Raw genomic sequence first — 20,139 nt, 5'->3', positions numbered from 1 at the left:
AAAGAACATAAAAAATTTTGCTAATAGCGTAAAGAAAAAGAAAGTAATAAAAAATATATTATTGACATATTATATATTTAAATAATACTATAAAAAGTAGGACAAAATTATTATAAAATGATAAAATATAGACAAAGTGATTAGTTTAAAATATAGCTTTTTAAAATATAGCTTTTTAAAATATATATAAGAGGTGCGGTATGGAGAAGAAAAAGAATATTTCAATGGCAGTTATAAAGAGATTACCTAAGTACCACAGATATTTAGGAGAATTAATGAACAATGATGTAGATAGAATATCTTCAAAGGAATTAAGTGAAAAAATAGGCTTTACAGCTTCCCAGATAAGACAAGATTTAAACTGTTTCGGTGACTTTGGACAGCAAGGTTATGGCTATAATGTAAGAGAGTTACATGGACAAATAAGCAATATACTTGGTCTGACGAAGGTATATAAAACAGCAATAATAGGTGCAGGAAATATAGGTCAGGCTATTGCAAATTATACTAGATTTGAAAAACTTGGATTCAGTCTTGAGGCTATTTTCGATGTAAATCCAAAGGTTATCGGACTTAGAATAAGGGATGTAGAAATAAAAGATATAGATTTTCTATCAGACTTTTTAAAGGAAAACCCAATAGATATAGGAATTATATGTGTTCCAAGTAATAATGCACAAAAGGTTTGTGATACTTTAGTGAAAAATGGTGTTAAAGGAATTTGGAATTTTGCATATGTTGACCTTGTGGTACCAGAGGATGTAAAGGTTGAAAATGTTCATTTAAGTGATAGTTTACTTACTTTAAGTTGCTTGTTAACTGATATAGAGTAACATATGAAAATAATTGAAGTTATGCTTCAGTTATTTTTTTTGTTTAAATTTGTTGTAATATGAGTATGCTTTGTCATATAGGACTAGTATATGTGACGGAATTATATTTTATTATTAAAATATAATTCTATAAACTTGTATACTATTAAAAATTTATAGAAAATGATGATTAGTTGTGCAATTTTTGTTTTAATGTGTTATAATAGTAACAGGGTTTAGGAGTAATTAAAATTAAAACTTTCATTTCGGGGAGGAACCAAAATGTATAAAATTTTGAGCAAAAGAGAGCTTGCGCCGAATATATTCTTAATGGATATTGAGGCTAAAAGAGTTGCAAAGTCTTGTTTACCAGGACAATTTGTTATAGTAAAAACTGATGAAAAAGGTGAGAGAGTACCTCTTACAATCTGTGACTATGATGCTGAGAAAGGCTCAGTTACTATAGTGTATCAAACTCTTGGTGGATCAACACAAAAAATGGCTAAATATGAAGTAGGCGAAAGCTTTACAGATTTTGTAGGACCACTTGGACAACCTTCAGAGTTTGTACATGAAAATATAGAAGACTTAAAGAAACAAAAAATGATATTTATAGCAGGTGGAGTTGGTGCAGCACCAGTATATCCACAGGTTAAGTGGCTTCATGAAAACGGTGTAGATGTAGATGTAATCGTTGGAGCTAAGTCAAAGGAATACGTACTACTTGAAGAAGAAATGAAAGCTGTATGTGGTAACTTATACGTAGCAACAGATGACGGAAGTTATGGATATAAAGGATTAGTTACAAACTTATTAAAAGAGCTTATAGATAATGAAGGAAAGAAATATGACCATGTAATTGCTATAGGACCTATGATAATGATGAAATTCGTAGCTAAGCTTACAAAGGAATATGGAATACATACAGTTGTAAGCTTAAATCCTATAATGGTAGATGGAACAGGAATGTGCGGAGCTTGCAGAGTTTCTGTAGGTGGAGAAGTTAAGTTTGCTTGTGTAGATGGACCAGAATTTGATGGACATCTAGTAGATTTCGATGAGTCAATGAGAAGACAAGCTATGTACAAAACAGAAGAAGGTAAAAAACTTCTTAGACAAGAAGAGGGAGATACTCACCATAGAAAAGGCTGTGGCTGCGGAGGTGACAAGTAATGGATAGAATGAAGAGAACGCCAATACAAGAACAGGATGCAAAGGTAAGAGCAACTAACTTTGAAGAAGTTTGTTTAGGATATACAAAAGAAGAAGCTATCCAAGAAGCTGCTAGATGTTTAAATTGTAAAAATCCTAAATGTGTAGGGGATTGCCCTGTATCTATACATATACCAGAATTTATACAGCAGGTTAAAGAAGGAAACTTTGAAGAGGCTGCTAAGGTTATAGCTAAATCAAGTGCACTTCCAGCAGTATGTGGAAGAGTATGTCCGCAAGAAAGCCAATGCGAAGGTGTATGTGTACTTGGAATAAAAGGTGAGGCAGTAGCTATAGGTAAGCTTGAAAGATTTGTAGCTGACTGGTCAAGAGAGAATAATGTGGATTTATCAGAAAGAAAGCCAAGCAATGGAAAGAAAGTTGCTGTTATAGGAAGTGGTCCTGCAGGATTAACTTGTGCAGGAGACTTAGCTAAGCTTGGTTATGATGTAACTATATTTGAAGCATTACACGAAGCAGGCGGAGTTTTAGTTTATGGAATACCAGAATTCAGACTTCCAAAGGATACAGTAGTTAAGCATGAAGTTGAAAACGTTAAAAAGCTTGGCGTTAAAATAGAGACAAACGTAATCGTAGGAAGAACTGTTACAATAGATCAGTTAATGGAAGAAGAAAATTTTGATGCTATATTTATAGGATCAGGAGCTGGACTTCCTAAGTTTATGGGAATACCAGGAGAAAACCTAAATGGAGTATTCTCTGCTAACGAGTTCTTAACAAGAAATAACCTAATGAAAGCCTTTAAGGAAGATTTCGATACACCTATAAAGGTTGGCACAAAGGTAGCAGTAGTTGGAGGCGGAAACGTTGCTATGGACGCAGCTAGAACAGCTTTAAGACTTGGAGCTGAGGTTCATATAGTATACAGAAGATCAGAATCAGAACTTCCAGCTAGAGTTGAAGAAGTACATCATGCAAAAGAAGAAGGCGTAATAATGGATGTACTTACAAACCCAACTGAAATCTTAGGAGATGAAAATGGCTGGGTTAAAGGAATGAAATGTGTGAAGATGGAGCTTGGTGAGCCAGATGCTTCAGGAAGAAGAAAGCCTGTAGTAGTAGAAGGTTCAGAGTTTGTAATGGACGTAGATACAGTTATCATGTCCCTTGGAACATCACCAAACCCATTAATATCATCAACTACAAAAGGATTAGAAATAAACAAGCATAAGTGTATAGTAGCACAGGAAGAAACTGGTTTAACATCAAGAGAAGCAGTATATGCTGGTGGAGATGCTGTAACTGGAGCTGCTACAGTAATATTAGCTATGGGAGCTGGAAAGAAAGCTGCTAAGGCTATTGACGAGTTCTTAAGTAAATAATAATTGTATAATAATTAGGCTACATTAAGGTAAACTTAATGTAGCCTTTTTTAAATTAATGTAATAGTGTATAATTAATAAAAATATAACATAATAAGGGGTGAATAGTATGTTATTAGATAAGGTTAAAAAGTATTATAGTGAGGAATATGACTTAAATTGTGCTGAAACTATAGTTTATGCTGCTAATGAGGAATATAACTTGAATTTGGATAAGAACACTTTAAAGACAATGTCTGCCTTTGGTGGTGGTATGGGAATTGAAGGCACTTGTGGTGTAGTGTCTGGTTCATTAGCTATTTTAGGAATTATTTTTACAAAGGAAAAAGCTCACGAAAGTGATAGGATAAAATTACTTTCCCAAGAATTCTTTAAGAGCTTTGAAGAAAAACTAAAAAGTAATAACTGTAAGTCATTAAAAGAAATGTATAGAAATGATGATGTTAGGTGTAGTGAAATTGTCTATACTGCAGCGGAAGTTTTAGAGAAAATTATTATAAGGGAGAAGGATAACCAATAGGATAAAAGCGTTGTAGAAACTTTAAATTAGAAAGTTAATCTCCCATAAAAGGAGCTGATTGAAATGGATTATAGATCTGTAGAAGAATTTGAAAATGGAGTAATAATAAAAGAAGTGGAAAATTTTCAGCTAGAGCATATATTTGACTGTGGTCAGTGTTTCAGGTGGCACAAGCAGGAAAATGGTAACTATATAGGTGTAGCCTTTGGGAAGGTAGTTGAAGTAGAAAAAAGAGAAGAGGATGTAGTGCTATACAATACAAATATGGAAGATTTCAAAAATATATGGGAAGATTATTTTCATTTGCAGAGGGATTATAGTGAAATAAAAGAGCTATTAAGCAGAGATCCACTTCTAGAGAAGGCTGTGGAATTTGGATATGGTATAAGGCTTCTAAAACAAGATCCCTTTGAGCTTATTGTATCCTTTATAATATCAGCCAACAACAGGATACCTATGATAAGAAGAGCTATTGAGAAAATAAGTGCTAAGTGGGGAGAAGAACTAGAATATAAGGGAAAAAAATATTATGCATTCCCAACTATAGAGAAGCTGAGCACAGCACCTAAAGAGGAGCTTGAAGACTGTGGAACTGGATTTAGAGCTAAGTATATAAAGGACACTGTGGATAAGATTTACATGAATAAGACAGCTTTAGAAGATAACTATGATAAGACCTACGATATAGATTGGATTAAATCTCAGGAGGATGACAGCTGTCATAAGGAACTTCAGAAATTCATGGGAATAGGACCTAAAGTAGCAGACTGTATAATGCTATTTTCAATGCAAAAGTACTCAGCTTTTCCTGTAGATGTATGGGTAAAAAGAGCTATGCAGCATTTTTATTTAGCACCAGATGTCTCCCTAAAAAAGATAAGGGATTTTGGAGTAAATAAGTTTGGACAGTTATCTGGGTTTGCTCAGCAATATTTATTCTACTATGCAAGAGAAAACAACATAAATGTAGAGTAAAGATTGTCTGATTTTACAGAATTTTGTTGATTTATTTTACCAATAAAATTCTGTTACATTTAAAATAATAATCTGTTATAATATATCGGTAAGGAATATTAGAAAAAAATTAGAACTGTATTATAAAAATTAGTATAGTTCTAAATTTTTACGCCTGTAATAATATTATTAAGAAAAAGATCGAATAGTTGCAGATATTTTATATTAATATATGATGTAAATTTAATATTTAGTGGCTTTTACTATAAATTAATAGATGCTTTATAACAGAAGGGAGAAATAAAATGATAACGTTTGAAACCCAGTTAAAAAAACTTAAACACTTAGTTCTAAAAGAAGTAGCTACTATGACTAAGGAAAATAGACTTAACAAGGAAGAACTTGAAAAAATCCCTTACAACATAATTGAAGGGGATAAGGCACAATATAGATGCTGTGTTTATAAGGAAAGAGCAATTGTATATGAGAGAGCAGTTTTAGCATCGGGATATTCCCCAAATAATGGTATAAACTCAAAATTAGCAGAAATTGACGATAAAAATCAAATGGTATTTATATTAGAAGCAGCTTGTGATAAGTGTCCTATAGATAAGTATACTGTAACTGAGGCTTGTAGAGGATGTATTGAACATAAGTGTATGGAAGTATGTCCAGCACAGGCAGTAGCTAGAGTAGCAGGAAGAGCTTATATAAATCAAGAATTATGTAAAGAGTGTGGAATGTGTAAAAAGGCATGTCCTTATAACGCTATTGCAGAGGTAATGAGACCTTGTAAGAGATCTTGTCCTACTGGCGCGCTAGAAATTAACTCTGATAGTAAGATAGCAGTAATAAATAATGAGGATTGTATAAACTGTGGAGCATGTATGGCAGGATGTCCCTTTGGCGCAATATCTGACAGAAGTTATATTACAGAAGTTACTAGAGAGCTAGTAAATAGCAAGAAAATATATGCAGTAGTAGCACCAGCAATAACTGGACAGTTTGGACCAAAGGTAACAGTTGGACAGGTTAAAGATGCCTTTAAGAAACTAGGTTTTGAAGATATGGTTGAGGCAGCTTGTGGAGCTGATGCGGTAACAGTTCATGAGAGTAATGAATTTGTTGAAAGAATAGAAGAGGGAGACAAATACATGGCCAACTCTTGCTGTCCTGGATTTATGAATTATATTGAGAAGAAATTCCCAGATCAAGCAGAAAGAATTTCAGGAACAGTATCTCCAATGATTGCAGCAGGAAGAATGATTAAAAAGTATGATCAGGATGCCTTAGTAGTGTTTGTAGGTCCATGTACAGCTAAGAAAAGTGAAATCTTAAGACCTACAATACAAGATGCAGTAGATTATGTTTTAACTTTTGAAGAAATAGCAGCTATTATGGCAGCTTTCGAAATAGATCCTGAAGCTTGTGAAGATATAGCTATTGATGATGCTTCTGTATTTGGAAGAGGTTTTGCTCAAGGTGGAGGACTTACAGCAGCTATAGAGAACTATGTTAAGGAAAAGAATGTTGAAGTAGAGTTTAAACCTGTTAAGGTAAGTGGAATGGACGAAATAAAGAGAACTATGACAATGGCTAAGGCAGGCAGACTTCAAGGTAATTTTATAGAAGGTATGATGTGTGAAGGTGGATGTATAGGTGGACCAGCTACTATCGTTTCTATAATGAAATCTAAACCACAGCTTAACAAATTTAGTGGACAATCTCCTAAGAAATCTGTGCTTTCAAATGAAAACTTAGAAAAATTTGAAGGTGTAAATTTAGAAAGATAATCAATAGAATCAGTTTTGAGATTAAATTATAGTCTGAAAACTGATTTTTTATTTTATAGGTTTACTTTAAATAATCTAGTTGATACTATAAAAGTAAGATTTTTGTTGAAAAATACTATTATAGAGTAAACAGAGAATTAAGGTGAAAAGATGGATAAAAAGTTTTGGGAAAGGGTTAAGGATAAGCTGCATGAATACAAGTCTCATATAGTCCTTGGTATTATATTTGCAATTTTGCTTTTTATAGCCTATGAATATTATCACAGATATTTTTATATACTTAAGAATCCCGATAGAATTAAAAAGACAATCATGTCTTATGGAGAATATAGTATATTGGCTTTTTATATTCTGCAAATTATTCAGGTAATTGCTTTTTTTATACCAGGAGAAGTTGTACAGATTGCAGGAGGATATATATATGGGACGCTTTGGGGTAGTATTCTGTCACTTTTAGGAATAACTACAGGAAGTATGGTTGTATACAGCATTTCTAGATTTTATGGAAAGCCTTTAATAAATAAAATCATATCTGCAAAGGATTTTAAATTTTTTGAAAAGGCACTAAGGATGGGAAGTGTAAATTATATAGTATTTTTATTATACCTAATACCAGGTATACCTAAAGATGTTTTGGCTTATATGTGTGGAATATCCAATATAACGTTTAAAAATTTCATTATTTACTCTACTTTAGGAAGAGTCCCTGGAATATTTATGTCTGCATACTTTGGTGCAAAGTTTAATGTAGAAAATAAGGTAGTACTAATAGTGATAGCCATTGTGGCAATAGTTCTATTTATTGTAGGATTATTTAAAGGGGAAAAGATAATATCTGGAATGGTTAGAACAAAATCAAGAAGAGAAGAGTAAAAATCGATGTTAGCAAGTGCTTAAAGGTTTTATTTAATGCTACAGCTAATTACAGATAAAGGAATATCGATATACTATTTTTATATCGATACTCTTTTATCTTTATTTAATTTCCTAAATATTATTAGTAAAAATGCACTCCATAAGACTATTAATAGTAGAATTAAAATAGCACAATGGAGGAAGAACTCTTGAGGAAGAATATTGATAACCGGGTCAGTTTTAGGACTAAAAAGCCAGTAGTCGTTATTAAAAAGCACTTTGTGAAAAAAGTTAAAAGACTTATCAAAGTTTATATAGAAGGTTCCAGATAAAACAATAAAACTTAACCAAATCATAATTGAGCACCATTTTAAAGGTGAAAAATCTCTATACTTTTTCATATAGTAAATTCCTGCAGCAGATACTATTGCAGAAGAAAATAAAATATAGTTCAATTTTATAAATAAACTTTTCACCTCCTGAAAGTGAATAGCTGCTTCTTTGGAGGATGGAAGTAAAGGAATCCTAAACTCATCAGTTTTATCTGTATTTATGAAGTTTATAAGGTAATCATAGGTAGACCTTATTTCTTCTTTGCTTAAGGTTGTATAACTTTTTATATTTAGATGCTCTATATCCCAATAATAAAGAGCCTTGAAGTTTAAAGCTATTTTTACAGAAGAAGCGGTAATAAATAATAATAGCGAAAATGTTAGTAATAATCTAGCAATAGTTTTCATATCCTTTAATCTCTTCCTTTTAAAAATTATTCCTAAGTTAAAAAAGTTTTACTGTACTTGTATTATATTTATATTATTAGATAATAATATAAAAGTATGATTTTGTGTAAAAAAATTCTAAATAAATAGTATATTAATGTAATTCTTAGAAATAAGGAGAAAAAAATATCTAAAGTGTGGTAAATTGCCCTAATTCACTTAAAACAAATTATTAGCTATGAAATTAGCATTTGAAAATGTAAATACAATTCATTATTATAATAATTGTATTAGCACTCGATAGGAGTGAGTGCTAACAACTAATTGTTAATAAATGAATTTAAATAAAATTATCAAGTAATTTTAAGGAGGGGTTTAACTATGAGAATTAGACCACTTGGAGACAGAGTAGTTATTAAAAGAATTGAAGCTGAGGAAACAACAAAAAGCGGAATAGTGTTACCTGGAACAGCAAAGGAAAAGCCACAAGAGGCTGAAGTTATGGCAGTAGGACCAGGAGGAGTAGTAGACGGAAAAGAAATTAAAATGGAAGTAAAGGTTGGAGATAAAGTATTATTCTCCAAGTATGCTGGAACAGAAGTAAAGATGGATGGTGAAGAATACACTATCTTAAGACAAGATGACATACTAGCAATAGTTGAATAGTTTTAAAACATTTAAGAATTTAAGAATTGAATAGATTATATAATCGTGAGGAGGGTCTCTTTTATGGCAAAAAGTATTTTATTTAGCGAAGAAGCTAGAAGATCAATGCAAGCTGGTGTAGATAAACTAGCTAATACTGTAAAAGTTACATTAGGACCAAAGGGAAGAAATGTTGTATTAGATAAGAAATTTGGTTCACCACTTATAACAAATGATGGTGTTACTATAGCAAGAGAAATAGAATTAGAAGATCCATATGAAAATATGGGAGCACAATTAGTTAAAGAAGTTGCTACTAAAACAAATGATGTAGCAGGAGATGGAACAACTACAGCTACATTACTTGCTCAAGCAATTATAAGAGAAGGCTTAAAGAATGTTACAGCTGGTGCTAACCCAATGCTTATAAGACAAGGTATAAGAATGGCTGTAGATAAAGCAGTAGAAGAAATAAAGAAAAATTCAAGACCTGTTGAAGGAAAAGAAGACATAGCAAGAGTTGCTGCTATATCCGCTGCTGATGAGGAAATTGGTAAACTTATAGCAGACGCTATGGAAAAGGTAGGCAACGAAGGTGTTATCACTGTTGAAGAATCAAAGTCTATGGGAACTGAATTAGATGTAGTTGAAGGTATGCAGTTCGATAGAGGATATGTAAGTCCATACATGGTAACTGATACAGAAAAAATGGAAGCTGTATTAGATGATGCGTATATCTTAATTACAGACAAAAAGATATCAAATATCCAAGATATACTACCAGTACTTGAGCAAATCGTTCAACAAGGAAGAAAGCTATTAATAATTGCTGAAGATGTAGAAGGAGAAGCGCTACCTACTTTAGTTCTTAACAAATTAAGAGGAACATTTACTTGTGTAGCAGTAAAAGCTCCAGGCTTCGGTGACAGAAGAAAAGATATGCTTCAAGACATAGCTATACTTACTGGCGGAGAAGTAATTTCAGAAGAATTAGGAAGAGAATTAAAAGAAACTACTCTAGAAATGCTTGGAAGAGCTGAATCTGTTAAAGTTTCAAAAGAGAATACTGTAATTGTAAATGGAAGAGGCGATAAGAACGAAATCCATAACAGAGTAGCTCAAATAAAGAGACAAATAGAAGAAACTACTTCAGAATTTGATAGAGAAAAATTACAAGAAAGACTTGCTAAATTAGCAGGTGGAGTAGCTGTAATTAAAGTTGGTGCTGCAACTGAAACTGAATTAAAAGAAAGAAAGTTAAGAATAGAAGATGCTCTAGCAGCTACAAAAGCAGCTGTTGAAGAAGGAATAGTTGCAGGTGGTGGAACAGCTTACGTTAACGCAATTCCACAGGTTGCTGAATTAACTTCTGATGTTATAGATATCAAAGTTGGTATAGACATAATCAGAAAAGCTCTAGAAGAACCAGTAAGACAGATAGCTACAAATGCTGGTGTTGAAGGTTCAGTAATAATTGATAAAGTTAGAAACAGCGAAGTTGGAATGGGATACGATGCTTTACATGATAAGTATGTAAACATGTTAAAGGTTGGTATCGTTGACCCAACTAAGGTTACTAGATCAGCACTTCAAAATGCTGCATCAGTAGCTGCAACATTCTTAACTACTGAAGCTGCAGTAGTTGATATTCCAGAAAAGAATGCTGCACCAATGCCAGGTGCTCCAGGAATGGATATGGGCGGAATGTACTAAGATTATAATTAAAACGTCATGTGCTTATGCACGTGGCGTTTTTTATTTATAACTAGGATGGTGGTCATACCTATATATTACAGGATTGGTAAATTTATATTGAATAAATTTAGATGAGGTGATAAAATTAAATCAATAAAATGAATAGTTTAGGGAAACTGTGAAGTACATGCTTTATTTGGGCATCTTGGATGTATGGAGTTAGTGATGCAACCACCCCTGTATTCGTAAAGGTGTTTATGAATATAGGGGTTTGTTTTAACCTAAATATATGGAGGGAGAATTAGTTATTTTAGGTATAAGCTCACTATAGGATTTTTATAGTAGATATTATATTATTATTTTGTGAATAAAACATTTTGTAGCTATAAAAAAGGAATATTAAATTCAGTAAAAGAACTAATACTGATTTAGAGTATTAATTAATTTAGTATTAGCCATTAGGATTCAAAAACACTGTTTATGTAGAGCTAACAAGTTTTATATAAATTTTGTTTAAATATTTAATTCTAAGACAAGTTTTAGGAGGATGGAATTATGGACATTACTAAGAAAAAAGGTTTTACCTTGATTGAGCTTATGATAGTATTAGCTATTATAGCTATACTAGCAGTTGTACTTATACCTAAGTCAGGAATATTCAAAAAAAATGCGAAGGTGTCAGGGGTTACAACTAACATGAATACTGTTAGGGCTTATTTAGAAACAAAGACTGGAGACAATTTTATGTCAAAAGAGAATTTACAAGATGCTATGGAGAAAAATTTTAAAAGTACTAGTACCTTAGATACTGACAAGAGTGAACAAATTATTAATCCAGCAAATGAGGGAACAGGTATTCCGGATTTGACGTCTACTAATGCGCCAGCGAAATCTTCAGTTTTAATAATGAATAGCATGCCAGGAGATTCTGTGATTGCAGGTGATCATGAGTATAATGGAGCAGTTATTATTGTTGTTGAAAGTAATAAATATAAAGTTTATGGTGTAGATATGGATGGTAACGTGTTAAAGAATAATTACGAAATAGGTAAATAATTATTGCAAAGGCATGGGTGTAAATCATCCATGTTTTTGTAACTATGAGTTAATCTGGCTGATTTCTATAAAAGCTTGAATAAAGGTACAGGTTTTTTAATATTGTGATACTTACAATTTCAGATACAATATTAAAAAAGATCATTCTTATGTAAAAAATAACTAGCAACCATAATAAATATTAAAATAATATGGGAAGTGAAGTAATGACAAGAGTAAGAAAACGTCTCGGAGAAATTTTAATAGATGCAAATGTTATAACAGAAGAAATTCTACAAAAGGTCCTTACTCTACAAAAGAACACAGGTGAAAAACTTGGTGAAATACTTGTAAGTAAGGGCTTTACTACTAATGAACAGATAATAGAAGCTGTTAAAAGCCAGCTTGGAATACCGTCAATAAACTTGGACAACCTTAACATAAGACAAGATGTCATAGACGTTATTCCTGAAAGTATTGCAAGAAAAGATGAAGCAATTCCTGTGGATATCATAAATGGAATATTACATGTGGCTATGAGTGACCCTTTAAACTACTTTGCCATTGAGGATATAAGAGTGGCTACGGGATATGCTGTGAAACCTTCTATTTCACTAAGAGAAAGTATACTAGAAAATATCGAAAAATACTATGGAAAGAGCAGAGCACAGGAAGCAGCTCAAAATTATAATAAGATATATGGAATTAAATCATCAGATATTCAAGAAAAAGAAATAGAGGATGAAAATGCAGCTCCAATTATAAAGTTTATCAATAGCATTGTAGAAAATGCAATTCTTTATGGAGCTTCAGATATTCATATAGAGCCTGAAGAAAAGGAACTGCGAGTTAGATTTAGGGTAGACGGTGTACTCAGAGAGATTATGAGATCAGATATTGGGATGTTAACTCCAGTACTTAGTAGAATAAAGATTATGGCTAACTTGAATATTGCAGAAACAAGGCTCCCTCAGGACGGAAGAATAGCTTATAGAGCAAAACAAAAAAATATTGACTTAAGAGTATCAATTATTCCTACTATTACTGGGGAAAAAGTTGTTATGAGAATCTTAGACAAGAGTAATTTTTCAGTAAGTATTGAGAAAATTGGACTTGGAGTTGAAGAATATGAAAAAGTAATCGATATTATCACGAAGCCTTATGGTATAATATTGGTATCAGGACCTACAGGAAGTGGTAAAACTACCACCTTATATTCAATACTTAATGTTTTAAATGACGAATATAAAAATATAATAACCATAGAAGATCCTGTAGAGTATAACCTAAAAGGAATAAACCAAATGCAAGTTAATACAAAGATTGGTTTTGGCTTTGCAAGCGGTCTTAGAAGTATATTAAGACAGGACCCAGATATTATACTAGTAGGAGAAACAAGAGATAATGAAACTGCAGAAATTTCAATAAGGTCCGCCCTTACAGGACACTTAGTTTTTTCTACAGTTCATACAAATAATGCAGCGGGGACAATAACAAGATTACTAGATATGGGAATTGAGCCATTTTTACTTTCTTCCACCTTGGGTGGAGTTATAGCTCAAAGATTAGTTAGAAGAATATGTCCTAATTGCGCTGAGGAATATTTAAGTGATGAGAGAGAAACAAAAATACTTGGCTTAGATCATCCTGTTAAAATAAAAAAGGGAAAAGGCTGCAGTATGTGTAATAATACAGGATATAAAGGAAGAATTGCAGTATTTGAAATAATGACTATGGATAAAGGTATAAGAATACTTATAGATAATAAGGCTAGTGAGATGGAGATTGAAGAAAAGGCAGTAGAAAAAGGTATGATTCTTTTGAAGGATTCCTGTAAGAAAAAGGTTTTAAGTGGAATTACTACTGTAGAAGAAATGCTTAGGGTAACTTATGGATATTAGGAGTATACTATGAAAAAGTATCTATATAAAGCTTATGATGAAAACTTTAATATAATTAAGGGTGTTATCGAAGAAGATGATGGGGATATTGCAGAAGAAAGATTAAGGGATAGGGGACTAAAACTTATATACATTAAAGAAAAGAACGACATATTTCAGCTGAAACTTTTCAAAATGACCTTAAGTGATGAAAATTTATCAGATTTTTGTGGACAAATTGCTATAATTGTAAACTCCGGTGTCAGCATTGTAAGAGGTCTTGAAATATTATATGAACAAACTAAAAAGAAAAATATGAAAAAGGTTATTCAAGGGGTACTTACAAGAGTAAGAGAGGGAAGAACTCTTACAGCTGCTATGGAAGCCGCAGGAGTTTTTCCAAGGCTATTAACGGATATGGTAAGAACCGGAGAATTAAGTGGAGAAATTGATACTATTCTTTTTAATATGGAAAGCTACTATAAAAAAGAGGCAAGTGTAAAGACTAAGATAAAAAGTGCATCTATATATCCAGTACTAATTTTAGTTGTAGCTATAGCCATGATGGCATTTTTTAATTTCTATATTTTTGGGGAAGTTGAGGAATTGTTTAAAGATAATACAAATCTTCCTGCTATTACAAAGCTTTTGTTAATATGCATGGACTATATTAATAATAATATGCTTATAATTACTATACTTATCTTTGCAATAATTATACTTGTTATTTATGCAAAAACTTTACCTAAAGTTAGATATAGTTATGATAAAATACTACTTAAACTACCTATTATTAGGGATGCTAAAATGAATATAATGACAGCAAGATTTACAAGAACTATGGGTATATTTTTAAAATCAGCAGTACCTATGCTTGAAATACTAGATAACCTAAAATATATTTTAGGAAATGAGTTTGCAGCAACAAAAATTGAGAATGTAAAGCGTGAGATAATAAATGGAAATAAAATTGCAGATTCATTAGAAAATGAAAAGATGTTTGAACCTCTTGTAATTCAAATGATAAGAGTTGGAGAAGAAACAGGAAAGCTTGAAGAGATGCTTTTTAGCTTGGCAGATAGATATGATATAAGAGTTGAAACAAGTATAAGCAGACTTACATCTTTAGTAGAACCTGTGCTTACTCTGTTAATAGGACTCATAGTAGGAACAGTTATCGTTGCAGTAACATTGCCAATTATGCAAATGTCTCAGGGGTTACAGTAAAGAATAATATTCATTCTGTATAGAATATTAGAGATAATTTGAAGAATATTATTAAAGTTAGAATATAGGATAAAATTTAGGCGTGACAAACTAAGGGGAGAAATAAATTGAGTTCTAATAGAAAGCTTATATTTAGTATAAAAGATAACAGTATAGACATAGTTGCGATAGCTAAAAGAATAGGGGAAGTAAAGCTTTTAAGAGTAGCAACAATTAAACCACATACTGTTATAAATACTGTTGATATATCCTATAACAGTGATGAAAATTCAAATATAATAAAGACTATTCGTAATAAAAGCAGGGTAAAAACTAAGGAAGTAGACTTAGTTCTTTCAGTAGATGGTATTATAACAAGAAATATAGAAACGCCTATAATGAAAAGAAAAGAACTTGAAAGCTTTATAAAAAACAATATAAATGATTATTTTGCAGTAAATCTTGGTGAATACTATTATGACTTTGAAATTATTGAAAAAGAAAAAGCCGAAAACAAGGATAAAAAAGGCAGGTTTCACATAATATTAGCTGCAGTACCCAAGTATAAGTTAGATAATATATTGGAGTTTATAAACATTTGTGGTCTTATTGTAAAAAATATAAGGATATATCCTCAAGTTATTAAAAATATAGTTGATGATTATAGAAATACAAGTATTGCAATATTAGATACAGATAAAGAAAAAAGTAATGTAACTATATTTGATAATAATAAGTTATTTTTATATTCTAATATACTATCAGAAAGTCATAGTGAGGAAAACAGCTTTCAAGATATGGTAGAGAACTTTGGATATTTTCTTAACTTTTATGATACAAGACACTTTGGGAATAGGGTGCAGAATATATTTATTACAGGAGAGTTTTGGGATAACAGAGAATTATATCAAGCTATTAAAAACAGCTTTGGTATAGAGCCTACTGTTGGAATTGAGGGAATAGGTACAAAAATTACTTCAAAGGTAAATGAGAATATAAATATTTTTGCAGACATTATAGCAAACTCTATTAAACCTTTCAGAAAAAGAGAATACAGTATTAATTTTGCAAGAAGACTTGAAAAGAATAAAAGTAAAAGCATTACTAATGATAAAAATATATTAATAAAGGTAGCAGCAATTGCCTTACTAATTACTATTATCTGGACATCAGCCACTAGTATATATTTTTTTCAGAAAGAAAGAAAATATAATACAGCTGAAATAGAAAATAAAATAGCGTCTTTAAGTTATGTAGAAAAAACTATAAGTGATTTAAATAATCAGAAGAATTTTTATGAGACCAAAATTAAGTATATAAATCAAGTAGCAAATGAACAATTCGATTATGTGGCTATAATAGAAACATTGCAAAAAGGCCTGCCTAAAAAGGTAACTATAAAATCCATAACGCTTAATAATGCAGATGCAATTGTTATATTCAATATACAAAATAGTACGATTGATGTAGCAAGACTTGTCATAGCTATAAATGAAATGAATATATTTGAACCTGTTGAAGTAGATGAGGTAAAACTTGATGATTCAGTGTCTGAAGCAAGCTTTAATCTGAAGATAAAGGAATCGGAGGCTAAATAATGGACAAAAATAAAAGACAAATTATAATTTTAATTTGCCTACTAGCATTTATAGCTAATTATAGTATATATACTTATTATATAAATCCTCGATTGCAGAAAATAATAGATTTAAAGAAAAGCTATGAACAAAAGTTAAATAAACTGAACTCCTTAGAAAAAGAAAAAGCTAGTATACACAGCCTAAAAGAGAATGTTTCTAATCTCAAAGTTGAAAGTGAAAAATTAGATGATATGGCTCCTAGGGAAATTGATACTCCAAAGCTTATTTATGACTTTTACAACTTTTGCAGGCTTTATGGAGTAACTGGAGATAGTATTAAGTTTCAACTGGAAGCAACTTCTGAAACAGAAAATAATAATGAAAATACTGATACTAATAACAATAATAATTCAGAAAAAAACTCAGATTTAGTATTGGTAAGTCTTACTATAGATTTGTCTATAAAAGGAAACAAGCAAAATATAGGTAATATGTTAAATAACCTTAATAGTATAACTGATAGAAAGCTTAATGTTAAAAATATAGTTCTTGCTCCAGCTGAAATGCAGCAAAGTGAAGAAGGTCATCAAAATAACAACATTAATGGCAACTCTCAGGATGTTAAAATACCAAACAATGTACAAAATGCACAAAATGAACCATCTGTACAAGGAGGAAATGGAGTGACTATGACTAACCTCTATGAGATGATGGCGAATATAACTTTTGTTCAGTACATACAGATTAGTAATAAGAGTTATGAACAGTTTAAAAGTTATCCATTCTTTGATGAGAATGATAAAGGGTTTGGAAGTTTTTCAGAGATGTTTAAGTAGTGAAAACTTTTTATGAAGGGGGGAGAATGTGGTTAGAAAAAGAGGATTTACACTAATAGAGATTATGATAGTTTTGGCGATTATAGCTTTGCTGTCTGTAGTATTAGTACCAAAGGTAGGAGCTATTAAGCTTCAATCAAAAAATAAAAATGTAACTACTAATGTGATGTTAGTTAGAAGTTATCTTGAGAATAGATCGGGAAAAGATGGTATTCAGTATAAAGTGATCACTATCGGCGGAAAGACACAGGAACAGGCTCTTGATAGTATTCTGAAAAGCAATAATAATGATAATACTAGTTATATTGGGATTGGACCAGATATGACTTCTAATTTTTCAGGTAGTAATGCCTTGACAAATCCTTTTACTAGCAATAATTCTATTGTATATTCTCAAGGCAATATAACAAATAAAAGCCCCTCTTCGACTTCATCGGTTTTAGTGTATTATAGCACTGGTAATTTGCCTTCAGATAATAATTCTGTAATTAATAATTCAATGATGCCTAAAGGGGTAGACTTTAAAGGAAATGTAGTAATTGTTGTTTATAGTACGGGATATGTCTTATATGGTGTGGATAACAGCGGAGAAATGGTTAACATATATATTATTAAATTTCCACCAACACCGCCTATTGTTAAGGGAGGTGTTACACCAGGTGATGGAGGAGATGACGGAGAAGACACTAACGGTAATACAATTGCAGATTTATTAGCTACGAACTGTTTTAATGTACTAGGTGATAGTAGTACTCAAGTTAATTTAGGTAATAGCACCACAATGAGCATTACAGGTTCTGTATATTTACAAGGCCAACAGATTACACTTAAACAGAATTCAGATATTAATGGTAATTTTTCAATTTTAGGTGTTGGAGGGCAAAATAGTATTAATATTGGGAATGGGAGTGGTCAGAATCAAATCGTTAATGGAATAGTAAATTTTCAAGCATATAATATTGATTTAAATAGTAATTTTCAATCAAATAACAATGTTTCTATCTTGGCTAATAATAAAGTTAACTTTGGTAATTCAAGTATTAATACAAGTTTTAGCAATGGTAATGTTCAAATTGAGAGTGATAATGAGGCTATCTTTTCCAGTGATATAAGCTTAACAAATAGTAAGTTTTCTACAATATCTGAAGGAAATGTTGAATTCACTAATAGAGGTAGGAATTTTAATTTAGATAGAAATAGTTCGGCATATATACAATCTAAAAACGATATGGATTTCTACTATAAATTAGATTCAAAGGGTCCAATAACAATGATTTCAACAAATAATTTAGATTTTGGTAATAATGGTCAAAGTATAAATATAAATGCCGGCACTTACCTTAAAGGAAATACAGTAAGTATAAACAAGAATGTAGCCTTTGGGGATACGTATATAGAGGCTAATACGTTTGACTACAAAAATGCTAGTATTTATACAACTAGCTTAAAGACTTATATAAATAATTTCATTAAAGGTAATTCAATATACCCAAATCCAGTACTTGTATCTGCTCATCAAGAGCCAAGTGAACCAGCAGTGCAGCCAACACCTATTACACGTATTACTACACCTAATCAAATTAAGACTACCAAAAGTGGTATTGTACATAGCAATGCTTATGACGTTACAACTTATAATGATTTAGCTTTTCGTGTAATTCGAGGATCAGATAATAATGCATTAAAGCAAGCACTAGCACCTACAAGTGAAAATATAAATCCTAATATTTATAAATTGCTTATAATTGATGGAGATTGTTCTATTGAAGGAAGTATAAATAATTGGGGAACTAAAGATTTAGTATTTAATAATTTCATAATCTACTGCACAGGTAAGATGACGTTTGCTAATAATATTAATAGTATAACATTTAATAATTCGGCTATAATCACTAAAAATGCTGATACAAATGCTCACTTTACTATGACACAGTTAAGTAGTAATCAATATACTGAAAATATTAAGAGAAAGATCAATAATTGTTTTGAAAAATATTTTCGATAAGTTTTACATTAGTGAAACTAAATTTGATTAATAAATTATTAGCTTCATCAGTGTAGGAGTTTTGGTGTTAGAAAGTAATAAATAAGAAATACTTGAAAGATTAATTAACATATCTTTAGGTTTTGAAGGTTCTAAGTTATAAATCTATACAAAAATAGAGGTTTAAAATGAGAAAAGAAGGTTTTACTTATATAGAAATCATGATTGCCACAACCATATTTTTGATATTGTCTATTTTTATTGTGAGAATCAATATTACAGCAAATAAAAATATAAGGCTACAAATTGAGAGACAAAATATGACGATGGAAGCACAAAAACTTTTAGAAAAATTTAAAACCGCTACTACAGACGTTGGTAACTATAATAATGGAGACTATGAGAAAGTTGATAACTATTATGTTGTGGTGCAATCTAAAACTGTCAGTGAAGGGCCACCAAAACTTTTAGAAGTGACTATAAGAGTACGTAAAAATATTGCTGATAAAAATAATGAAGTAGTGTTAACATCACATTTTTTAAAAAAGTAAGGTGAAGTTCATGAAGAAAAAAGGATTTACATTAATTGAACTAATGATAGCTATAGCGGTTTTTACCATATTCTCTATGTATCTTTACCAGACTTTTTTTTCTCAAGTAAAACAGTCCTTTAATTTTAATAACAATATAGATATTCAGTATAATGGAAATAAAGCTTTAAATATGATAACTGATCAAATTAGAAATTACAGCTTTACTAATATAAGTGTAAATGGAACTAAAGTGCTTTCCGGAGGAAAGGTTATAATAGACCTAGATTCAACCGTAGTAAATACTTCAAATACCGATATAATATTATATTATAATAGTACAAATAAGATTCTAAGTGACAGCAGTGGTAACCAGTGTTCTAATATAGACTCAATTAAAATTGAAAGAGGTTCAAATGACGAAAATGAACTGATGCTGATTACTATTTCAGCTTCAGAGGGAGATACTAAGAGCACAAGCTCTACTGCTGTGAATATAAATAAATAGAGAACAATCCAATGTTGTTATTTTTATGCTGC

Annotated in this window: 18 protein-coding genes and 1 riboswitch; of the genes, 17 read left to right on the top strand and 1 reads right to left on the bottom strand. The window is 31.1% G+C overall.

Annotated elements, in window-relative coordinates; all coding sequences use genetic code 11:
• Positions 1-200 precede the first annotated feature (200 nt).
• The 7 genes from N4T77_RS06950 (at position 201) to N4T77_RS06920 (ending at position 7,507) form a co-directional block, all read left to right on the top strand.
• The gene (locus N4T77_RS06950; protein ID WP_261671035.1) at positions 201-833 is read left to right on the top strand and encodes a redox-sensing transcriptional repressor Rex; all 633 of its coding nucleotides are present in this window, start codon (positions 201-203) and stop codon (positions 831-833) included.
• A 261-nt stretch (positions 834-1,094) separates the two neighbouring features.
• Positions 1,095-1,985 carry a sulfide/dihydroorotate dehydrogenase-like FAD/NAD-binding protein gene (locus tag N4T77_RS06945; protein WP_261671034.1) on the top strand — a complete coding sequence of 297 codons (891 nt, stop codon included), beginning with the start codon at positions 1,095-1,097 and terminating at the stop codon, positions 1,983-1,985.
• Positions 1,985-3,367 carry an NADPH-dependent glutamate synthase gene (gene gltA, locus N4T77_RS06940; protein ID WP_261671033.1) on the top strand — a complete coding sequence of 461 codons (1,383 nt, stop codon included), beginning with the start codon at positions 1,985-1,987 and terminating at the stop codon, positions 3,365-3,367. Before N4T77_RS06945 ends, gltA begins: the two co-directional genes overlap by 1 nt.
• A 109-nt stretch (positions 3,368-3,476) precedes the next feature.
• Positions 3,477-3,887 carry a C-GCAxxG-C-C family (seleno)protein gene (locus N4T77_RS06935; RefSeq protein ID WP_261671032.1) on the top strand — a complete coding sequence of 137 codons (411 nt, stop codon included), beginning with the start codon at positions 3,477-3,479 and terminating at the stop codon, positions 3,885-3,887.
• Between the two features lie 63 nt (positions 3,888-3,950).
• Positions 3,951-4,862 (top strand): DNA-3-methyladenine glycosylase, encoded by a 912-nt coding sequence (locus N4T77_RS06930; protein ID WP_261671031.1) that lies wholly within the window; start codon positions 3,951-3,953, stop codon positions 4,860-4,862.
• Between the two features lie 284 nt (positions 4,863-5,146).
• A complete protein-coding gene (locus tag N4T77_RS06925; RefSeq protein ID WP_261671030.1) occupies positions 5,147-6,634 on the top strand; it encodes a 4Fe-4S dicluster domain-containing protein in 1,488 nt (495 codons plus the stop codon).
• Positions 6,635-6,784: 150 nt separating this feature from the next.
• Positions 6,785-7,507 (top strand): TVP38/TMEM64 family protein, encoded by a 723-nt coding sequence (locus tag N4T77_RS06920; protein ID WP_261671029.1) that lies wholly within the window; start codon positions 6,785-6,787, stop codon positions 7,505-7,507.
• An 80-nt stretch (positions 7,508-7,587) separates the two neighbouring features.
• On the opposite strand, the gene N4T77_RS06915 is transcribed toward N4T77_RS06920, so the two are convergent.
• On the bottom strand, positions 7,588-8,229 hold the full coding sequence (locus tag N4T77_RS06915; protein ID WP_261671028.1) for a TIGR01906 family membrane protein: 642 nt from the start codon (positions 8,227-8,229) through the stop codon (positions 7,588-7,590).
• A 360-nt stretch (positions 8,230-8,589) separates the two neighbouring features.
• Here N4T77_RS06915 and groES point away from each other — a divergent pair, with 360 nt between their 5' ends.
• The 10 genes from groES (at position 8,590) to N4T77_RS06865 (ending at position 20,107) form a co-directional block, all read left to right on the top strand.
• Positions 8,590-8,874 carry a co-chaperone GroES gene (groES, locus tag N4T77_RS06910; protein WP_261671027.1) on the top strand — a complete coding sequence of 95 codons (285 nt, stop codon included), beginning with the start codon at positions 8,590-8,592 and terminating at the stop codon, positions 8,872-8,874.
• A 63-nt stretch (positions 8,875-8,937) separates the two neighbouring features.
• Entirely contained in the window at positions 8,938-10,566 is a 1,629-nt protein-coding gene (groL, locus tag N4T77_RS06905; RefSeq protein WP_261671026.1) for a chaperonin GroEL, read from the top strand.
• Positions 10,567-10,710: 144 nt separating this feature from the next.
• A riboswitch (cyclic di-GMP riboswitch) is annotated at positions 10,711-10,794 on the top strand.
• A 309-nt stretch (positions 10,795-11,103) separates the two neighbouring features.
• On the top strand, positions 11,104-11,604 hold the full coding sequence (locus N4T77_RS20215) for a prepilin-type N-terminal cleavage/methylation domain-containing protein (RefSeq protein ID WP_315903161.1): 501 nt from the start codon (positions 11,104-11,106) through the stop codon (positions 11,602-11,604).
• A gap of 206 nt (positions 11,605-11,810) precedes the next feature.
• A complete protein-coding gene (locus tag N4T77_RS06895) occupies positions 11,811-13,484 on the top strand; it encodes a GspE/PulE family protein (RefSeq protein ID WP_261671025.1) in 1,674 nt (557 codons plus the stop codon).
• Between the two features lie 9 nt (positions 13,485-13,493).
• Positions 13,494-14,690 (top strand): type II secretion system F family protein, encoded by a 1,197-nt coding sequence (locus tag N4T77_RS06890; RefSeq protein WP_261671024.1) that lies wholly within the window; start codon positions 13,494-13,496, stop codon positions 14,688-14,690.
• 107 nt (positions 14,691-14,797) lie between these two features.
• The gene (gene pilM / locus N4T77_RS06885) at positions 14,798-16,267 is read left to right on the top strand and encodes a pilus assembly protein PilM (protein WP_261671023.1); all 1,470 of its coding nucleotides are present in this window, start codon (positions 14,798-14,800) and stop codon (positions 16,265-16,267) included.
• A complete protein-coding gene (locus N4T77_RS06880; protein WP_261671022.1) occupies positions 16,267-17,085 on the top strand; it encodes a hypothetical protein in 819 nt (272 codons plus the stop codon). Before pilM ends, N4T77_RS06880 begins: the two co-directional genes overlap by 1 nt.
• A 28-nt stretch (positions 17,086-17,113) precedes the next feature.
• A complete protein-coding gene (locus N4T77_RS06875; RefSeq protein WP_261671021.1) occupies positions 17,114-19,090 on the top strand; it encodes a prepilin-type N-terminal cleavage/methylation domain-containing protein in 1,977 nt (658 codons plus the stop codon).
• Positions 19,091-19,257: 167 nt separating this feature from the next.
• Complete coding sequence (locus tag N4T77_RS06870; RefSeq protein WP_261671020.1) at positions 19,258-19,620, top strand: type II secretion system protein; 363 nt, start codon at positions 19,258-19,260, stop codon at positions 19,618-19,620.
• A gap of 10 nt (positions 19,621-19,630) precedes the next feature.
• Positions 19,631-20,107: a PilW family protein gene (locus tag N4T77_RS06865; protein WP_261671019.1), complete on the top strand. Its 477-nt coding sequence runs from the start codon at positions 19,631-19,633 to the stop codon at positions 20,105-20,107.
• Positions 20,108-20,139: the final 32 nt, after the last annotated feature.

Origin of the sequence: Clostridium sp. CX1 (genome assembly GCF_025398335.1) — a bacterium.
Classification (GTDB): domain Bacteria; phylum Bacillota; class Clostridia; order Clostridiales; family Clostridiaceae; genus Clostridium_AM; species Clostridium_AM tanneri.
This window is presented reverse-complemented; position numbering and strand designations above follow the sequence as displayed.

Coding starts and splice junctions, on each gene's coding strand:
- N4T77_RS06950 (WP_261671035.1), top strand. CDS start 201: ATGGAGAAGAAAAAGAATATTTCAATGGCAGTTATAAAGAGATTACCT.
- N4T77_RS06945 (WP_261671034.1), top strand. CDS start 1,095: ATGTATAAAATTTTGAGCAAAAGAGAGCTTGCGCCGAATATATTCTTA.
- gltA (WP_261671033.1), top strand. CDS start 1,985: ATGGATAGAATGAAGAGAACGCCAATACAAGAACAGGATGCAAAGGTA.
- N4T77_RS06935 (WP_261671032.1), top strand. CDS start 3,477: ATGTTATTAGATAAGGTTAAAAAGTATTATAGTGAGGAATATGACTTA.
- N4T77_RS06930 (WP_261671031.1), top strand. CDS start 3,951: ATGGATTATAGATCTGTAGAAGAATTTGAAAATGGAGTAATAATAAAA.
- N4T77_RS06925 (WP_261671030.1), top strand. CDS start 5,147: ATGATAACGTTTGAAACCCAGTTAAAAAAACTTAAACACTTAGTTCTA.
- N4T77_RS06920 (WP_261671029.1), top strand. CDS start 6,785: ATGGATAAAAAGTTTTGGGAAAGGGTTAAGGATAAGCTGCATGAATAC.
- N4T77_RS06915 (WP_261671028.1), bottom strand. CDS start 8,229: ATGAAAACTATTGCTAGATTATTACTAACATTTTCGCTATTATTATTT.
- groES (WP_261671027.1), top strand. CDS start 8,590: ATGAGAATTAGACCACTTGGAGACAGAGTAGTTATTAAAAGAATTGAA.
- groL (WP_261671026.1), top strand. CDS start 8,938: ATGGCAAAAAGTATTTTATTTAGCGAAGAAGCTAGAAGATCAATGCAA.
- N4T77_RS20215 (WP_315903161.1), top strand. CDS start 11,104: ATGGACATTACTAAGAAAAAAGGTTTTACCTTGATTGAGCTTATGATA.
- N4T77_RS06895 (WP_261671025.1), top strand. CDS start 11,811: ATGACAAGAGTAAGAAAACGTCTCGGAGAAATTTTAATAGATGCAAAT.
- N4T77_RS06890 (WP_261671024.1), top strand. CDS start 13,494: ATGAAAAAGTATCTATATAAAGCTTATGATGAAAACTTTAATATAATT.
- N4T77_RS06880 (WP_261671022.1), top strand. CDS start 16,267: ATGGACAAAAATAAAAGACAAATTATAATTTTAATTTGCCTACTAGCA.
- N4T77_RS06870 (WP_261671020.1), top strand. CDS start 19,258: ATGAGAAAAGAAGGTTTTACTTATATAGAAATCATGATTGCCACAACC.
- N4T77_RS06865 (WP_261671019.1), top strand. CDS start 19,631: ATGAAGAAAAAAGGATTTACATTAATTGAACTAATGATAGCTATAGCG.